This is a genomic window from bacterium (genome assembly GCA_024226335.1).
Taxonomy (GTDB): Bacteria; Myxococcota_A; UBA9160; order SZUA-336; family SZUA-336; genus JAAELY01.
This window is the reverse complement of sequence record JAAELY010000464.1, coordinates 1-4,224: the sequence shown is the minus strand read 5'-3', so window position 1 is coordinate 4,224 and position 4,224 is coordinate 1. Positions and strand designations below refer to the sequence as shown.

The 4,224-nt window shown below is 62.9% G+C and carries 5 protein-coding genes; all 5 read right to left on the bottom strand.

Going from position 1 to position 4,224, the window contains the following annotated elements; all coding sequences use genetic code 11:
• Positions 1-319: 319 nt before the first annotated feature.
• Positions 320-1,159, bottom strand: a complete 840-nt coding sequence (locus tag GY725_22230) for a hypothetical protein (GenBank protein ID MCP4006907.1) — start codon at positions 1,157-1,159, stop codon at positions 320-322.
• A gap of 9 nt (positions 1,160-1,168) precedes the next feature.
• Positions 1,169-1,723, bottom strand: coding sequence for a hypothetical protein (locus GY725_22225; protein MCP4006906.1), 555 nt, complete (start codon positions 1,721-1,723; stop codon positions 1,169-1,171).
• Positions 1,724-2,131: 408 nt separating this feature from the next.
• Positions 2,132-3,151 (bottom strand): transposase family protein, encoded by a 1,020-nt coding sequence (locus GY725_22220; protein MCP4006905.1) that lies wholly within the window; start codon positions 3,149-3,151, stop codon positions 2,132-2,134.
• A 142-nt stretch (positions 3,152-3,293) separates the two neighbouring features.
• Positions 3,294-3,686 carry a hypothetical protein gene (locus GY725_22215; GenBank protein ID MCP4006904.1) on the bottom strand — a complete coding sequence of 131 codons (393 nt, stop codon included), beginning with the start codon at positions 3,684-3,686 and terminating at the stop codon, positions 3,294-3,296.
• Positions 3,683-3,919, bottom strand: coding sequence for a DUF433 domain-containing protein (locus tag GY725_22210; protein ID MCP4006903.1), 237 nt, complete (start codon positions 3,917-3,919; stop codon positions 3,683-3,685). The genes GY725_22215 and GY725_22210 overlap by 4 nt, the downstream gene beginning before the upstream one ends.
• Positions 3,920-4,224: the final 305 nt, after the last annotated feature.

Genomic DNA, 4,224 nt, shown 5'->3' with positions numbered 1-4,224 from the left:
GCCCGACGCACTGTGGCGGGCGCGTGTGCCGATCACGACGATCGAGCGCGCTCGCTTCCGGGCTGTCTACGCTGGCCACGAGGCCGCTACGCGCATCGGTCTCGGCTTCGAGGAAGGAGTCGCCCTGAACCGCGCGGATCAGGCTAAGATCGACCGCAGGGCGATTCAGAACGCCCTCATTGAACTTGGTTATCTCGAACTCAGGAGGCGCTGATTGTCCGGTCAATGGATGCCCGATCCTGACCAACAATTCGTGGTGTGCACAAGCGACGGCCCGGTCGAACTGACGCCCGTCGGCGAGCTGCGTCTATTGGCCGGCTTAGAAGACTGGCGCTTGACCGGCGTACTCGATCCATTTCGCCGCGTCGAGCGCTTCATTGGACTCGAAATCGTTGAATCCCCAGAGCGCAGTGGAATCGATCACGCCATCTCGATTCGTATCGAGCATGACGAAGGCGTCGTGTAAGTGGAGCGCGTCCTTGACACGAAGGATGTAGACGAAGCCTTTCGTGGTGTGGTTGCCCCCAAAGGGCTCATCGTACGGGCTCGCAGACAAGCCAGGTGCCTGGGCGGCACTCAGCACGACCGCTGCGACTCCGGTTCCCGAATCTGCGGGCCACGTGATCTCGTACAGGTCGTGGCTCCCGGTGAAACGCGCGAAGACGGATTGCGTGGCACCGCGATTGTGGATCAGGCTCCGAACGATCCCGGGCACGTTCGTCTGCGACGCCTTGTACACCAGCCGCGCCGACTTCTTGGTTTGTCCGACGAGGCCGGTCGGGGTCACTACCGGAATCTTCAGGTGCCAGACCTCGACGATCGTCTCAGTACCATGCGTGCCCGCGACGACCAAATGCGCGGGGTTGAGGAATTCGACGGCCGTCGGGATGAAAGTCACGGCGAATTTCTGCGCCAGGAAGTGTTCGGGCGGACTCAAGAAGTCGGAAGCTGCCGAGTACCTCCATTGCACCTCGACGAGGTTCTTGGCTCGATCCATCACCGCCTCGGCTCGAAACAAGTCATTCGGGGCGAGGACGCTGAATCCGAATGGTGCGATGGTGGCATTGACCGAGGCGGCACTCCAGGTGGGCTGCTGACGGTGCATCGGAGCAAGAGCGGCACACGACAACAGGGTGCTGGCCATAAGCGTGGCATTCATGTGCATTGCCTACTCGGGGCAGTTGGGGCAGTCGCCAGAATACGGGTCTACGATACTCATGCCGCTGAGGCAGCTACCGATTAGGCAATCGTCCGCCAGCGAGGTCTCCTGGCCGATATTTCGAAGCGCCGCGCAATCGGCCTCGGTGGCGATCGCGGGCGGATCGCAGATGAGGTTTGCGAGCTCATGCCAGCTCTGCAGGTTCATGAATGCGTGGATGCAGTCGTAGCACTCGGAACCAGTACGCCCGTCACCGATCGTACCTCCGTGTGCCGGCCCGCCATTTGTGTTCTGCACGTGCTCCCATTCATGCAAGAGGGCTACGGCGCAGGCGAACGGAGAGAGGCCAGGCCGAATGGCGATCGTGTTGTAGTCATGGGCACCCGGCGGTGACCCGACATTCGGGAGCCAAGCGAGTCTCAAACAGTCCGCTGCTATCGCCGCCGAGATGTCGGCAGCAGCGTCACAATCGATGGTCGCGGCGACCGCGATGCAAGCGTCGCGCTCGGCAGCGTTCATGCTGCCGGTCAGATGGCCACTCGTCTGCAATCGGATGTCCGGCACATCCCTCGTGTGGGGCCAGTTCGGTCCAGTCGGGCTCGGATAAATGGTAGCGAGAGCGAGAAGGGTCGCGGAGCCGGTGGGATTGATACGCAAAGTGTAGCTCTCTCTGTTGGCGCGGTGCGCCGCACACGCGGGTGCGCACTTACCACTGTGACTCTACCATCACACTTGTCCCATGTTCCTCCCCAAAACCGGCTCTCCGACACCTTTAGTGGGTGGCCAGGTCGCTCAAACTGCGGCGTTGTTGCACGGATCGCACGAAGCGGCCAGCCCCTGTCTCTCCCGAAAACGCTGCGCACCTTGGAGAGCGCGGCCTTCGGCCGCGATTCTAACACGGTTCGAGCGAGTCGTCGCGCAGTGTGGACACACTCTCTCCTTTGGCGCGACGCGCACATTCGAGTTCCGCTGCTACGCGGTTCGTCGGTAGACGTGATGCAGGCCGCCGAGAACAGGATCGGCAATCACGTCACCGACACCCGAGCTACGAAGACGCGCTACAGGCGCGTTTCCATCGAGCGACATGTGCGTCCTCGATTTGTTGTAGTACTCGACGTACGCCCGAAGGGTGCGCAGCAAGTGTCGTTCGTTGAACGGAACGATGTGATCGACGCACTCGCGTCGGATGCTGCCGATCAGGCGTTCAGCAAACGGATTCTGCCAAGGCGACCGTCGAGCTATCCGGACTTCCTTGATGCCCAATGCTCTGCATTGCGCTCGGAACGCGAAGCCGTAGATCGAGTCCCTGTCGCGCACGAGGTACTTGGGAACCGCTCCGTACGGGAACGCCTCGACGATCTGCCTCGCCGTCCAGGTCGCCGTTGGGTTCGCCGTCACGTTGATATGCAGGATGCGCCGACGATCGTGCGACAGCACGACGAAGCCGTACAACAGCTTGAACGTCAGCGTGGGTACGACGAAGAAGTCGCAGGCTGCGGTGTCGGCCATGTGGTTGTCGAGGAACGTGCGCCAGCTCTGTCCGTCACCTGCCCGCGGACGCTTGACCATGTACTTCGCGACTGTCGACTCCGCGACCATGTGCCCGAGCAGTGCGAGCTCGTCTCGGATGCGAGGCGCACCCCAGAGCACGTTCTCGCGTGACAGGCGCCGAATGAGGTTGATCACCTCTCGGCTGATCGGTGGTCGGCCGGGCTTGGCGCGCGACTTCCATCGCCAGTAGTAGCGGAAACCCTGGCGGTGCCATCGGACCACGGTCTCAGGCTTCACGAAGACGAGCGCCTCGCGCCACTCGCGGAGCATCCGCATGACAGCCAGCCAGAAGATGCGGTCACGGTCTTCGATCCGCGGGCGCTTGACGGTTCGTTTGTAGACGGCGAGCTGGTGGCGCAGCGCGATGTTCTCGAGCGCGAGCTGGGTGCGGTTCTTGAGCGCGAGCTGAAGCAGGTTCACGAGCAGAGCGAGGTCGGGCATCCGAAGATCATCCCCCGGGCATCTGGACGCGCAACCCCGTCTCGGCTACGGTGCTTCAGAGGCCCGTCCAGGCGGGTGTGATGTGATGCCCTTGGGCAGCATTTTCGGGAGGGACAGGCACCACCCAGGGGGGCGAAGCCGGCTAGGGCCGGCCGTTATCGCCGTCATCCGGCGAACCTCGGTAGATCCGAAGCCGACCGGGCTCGAGGATCCAGAGCATACCTGTGGGCGACTCCGTCTCTACAGCGATTGCGAGCTGTCGCACGAGGTCCCTCATCCCCGACAGCGTCGGTCGTGGATGTCGCAGCACGACCAAGCCCGCGTACTCGCTGGGAGGGAAGTCCAGGATCTGAGCGAAGTCGACGTCGAGCGTCACGAGACATCTGCCTTCGGCTCGGCAAGCGGCTGCCAAGTCGTGATCGCCTGCACCCGCGAGCGACTCCTCGGCAGCCGTCGAGACATCGTGACCTGCTTCGACAAGCGGCTCCCGCCACCGGGGGTCGGCGTTCTCGTCGAGCTTGAACTTGAGCTTCAAGACGCGAGGTCGATCGGAAGGACTCTCTCGCGAGTCAGCTCCGCTGCATAGACGAGGCAAGCCTGAACGTCTTCGCGCTCCAGCGCGGGATACGCAGCCATCACCTCATCCGCGGAGTCCCCGTTCGCCAGGAACTGGACGACGATCCACACGGGGACTCGCGTTCCCTTCACACAGGGTTGCCCGTGGCAGACCTGCGGGTTGATGCTGATGCGTTTGAGGAGTTCGTTCATGCGTTGTCTCCAAGTGACAGCCTACACCGGCGAGGGACCAGGTGCAGCATTCCGGTGCTCGTTCGCCTCTGGCGCCTCGAGGGCCTACTCCCGCGGCGACCAGATTCTCCGTTCACGATCGGCTGCGAACGCCAGAGAGCTGCGAATGTCCTGGACCGTGAGCTCGGCGTTGGTGCGTGAATCGAGGCCCGCGACCAGCTCAGGAGCCAGCCAGGGTCGCCCTTGAGTCCCGGCCGGCGCTGCCGGGCACACTGCGAGGATGAAATCGCGAGTCCCTCCGACCTACAAGACGAAGTACCGTGTCG

Coding starts and splice junctions, on each gene's coding strand:
- GY725_22210 (MCP4006903.1), bottom strand. CDS start 3,919: ATGAACGAACTCCTCAAACGCATCAGCATCAACCCGCAGGTCTGCCAC.
- GY725_22230 (MCP4006907.1), bottom strand. CDS start 1,159: ATGAATGCCACGCTTATGGCCAGCACCCTGTTGTCGTGTGCCGCTCTT.
- GY725_22220 (MCP4006905.1), bottom strand. CDS start 3,151: ATGCCCGACCTCGCTCTGCTCGTGAACCTGCTTCAGCTCGCGCTCAAG.